At 65.1% G+C, this 1832-nt stretch carries 1 protein-coding gene; it reads left to right on the top strand.

The genetic code is table 11. The features are described from left to right. Window positions 1-21: 21 nt before the first annotated feature. A partial coding sequence (gene acs / locus ACYVAN_RS24430; protein ID WP_460963570.1) for an acetate--CoA ligase occupies window positions 22-1832 on the top strand: 1811 nt, incomplete at its 3' end.

Below are 1832 nucleotides of genomic sequence, written 5' to 3'. Positions count from 1 at the left end.
GTCAGTTCGGAGTTGTATGGGGTGGCTGAGGCTGATCGTGAGGGGTTTTGGGCGGAGCAGGCGGATCGGTTGGAGTGGGAGTCCCGGTGGGGTCGGGTGTTGGATTGGAGTGGGGCTCCGTTCGCGAAGTGGTTTGTGGGGGGTCGGTTGAATGTGGCCGACAACTGTGTGGATCGGCATGTGCGGGCTGGTCATGGGGATCGGGTGGCGATCTATTGGGAGGGTGAGCCGGGCGATTCGCGGGTGATCACGTATGCGGATATGCAGCGTGAGGTGTCGCGGACGGCGAATGCGTTGGCGTCGTTGGGTGTCGGTGCGGGGGATCGGGTGGCGATCCAGTTGCCGATGTTGCCGGAGGCGGTGTTCGCGATGTTGGCGTGTGCGCGGTTGGGGGCGTTGCACAGTGTGGTGTTCGGTGGGTTTTCGGCGGAGGCGTTGCGGGCGCGGGTCGATGATGCTCAGGCGAAGGTGGTGATCACTTCGGATGGGCAGTATCGGCGGGGTAAGGCGTTGCCGTTGAAGGCTCAGGTGGATGAGGCGTTGGCTGGTTCGGACACGGTCGAGCACGTGTTGGTGGTGCGGCGGACGTTCTCGGAGGTGGCGTGGGTTGCCGGTCGGGATGTGTGGTGGCACGAGCTGGTGGAGTCGCAGTCGGAGTCGCACACGCCGGAGGCGTTCGATTCCGAGCATCCGTTGTTCATTCTGTACACGTCGGGCACGACGGGGAGTCCGAAGGGGATTCTGCATACGTCGGGTGGGTATTTGACGCAGGCGGCGTATACGCACAGTGCGGTGTTCGATCTGAAGCCGGAGTCGGATGTGTATTGGTGCACGGCCGATATCGGGTGGGTGACCGGGCATACCTACATCGTGTATGGGCCGTTGGCGAACGGGGCCTCGCAGGTGATCTACGAGGGGACGCCGAACACGCCGCATGAGGGGCGGCATTGGGAGATCGTGGCGAAGTACGGGGTGTCGTTGTATTACACGGCGCCGACGACGATTCGCACGTTCATGAAGTGGGGTGCGGACATTCCCGCGCAGTACGATCTGTCGTCGTTGCGGGTGTTGGGGTCGGTGGGTGAGCCGATCAACCCGGAGGCGTGGATGTGGTATCGCGAGCACATCGGTGGGGGCACGGCCCCGATCGTGGATACCTGGTGGCAGACCGAGACCGGGGCCATCATGATCTCTCCGTTGCCGGGGGTGACCGCGACCAAGCCCGGTTCGGCGCAGCGTCCGCTGCCGGGGATTTCGGCGAAGGTCGTCGACGAGTCCGGTGAACAGGTCGGTGCCGGTGAGGGCGGGCTGCTGGTGCTGGACAAGCCCTGGCCGGGCATGCTCCGCGGTATTTGGGGTGACGACCAGCGGTTCCGGGACACCTACTGGTCGAAGTTCGCCGAGCAGGGCTACTACTTCGCCGGGGACGGCGCCAAGTACGACGAGGACGGCGACCTGTGGCTGCTGGGCCGGGTCGATGACGTCATGAACGTCTCCGGGCACCGCATCTCGACCACCGAGGTCGAGTCCGCTCTCGTGTCCCACCCCACCGTCGCCGAAGCCGCCGTCGTCGGCGCCAGCGACGCCACCACCGGACAGGGCATCGTCGCCTTCGTCATCCTCCGCGGCAACACCGACGACGCCGCAGGCGGCGACGAAGCCATGCAACAACTCCGCGAACACGTCACCCGCGAAATCGGCCCCATCGCCAAACCCCGCCAAATCATGGTCGTGCAAGAACTCCCCAAAACCCGCTCCGGCAAGATCATGCGCCGACTCCTCCGCGACGTCGCCGAAAACCGCGACATCGGCGACGTCTCCACCCTCGCCGA

The sequence above is a fragment of the Parasphingorhabdus pacifica genome, assembly GCF_054779195.1.
Note: the sequence above shows the minus strand (reverse complement) of the source record. Positions and strands in the feature narration are given on the sequence as shown.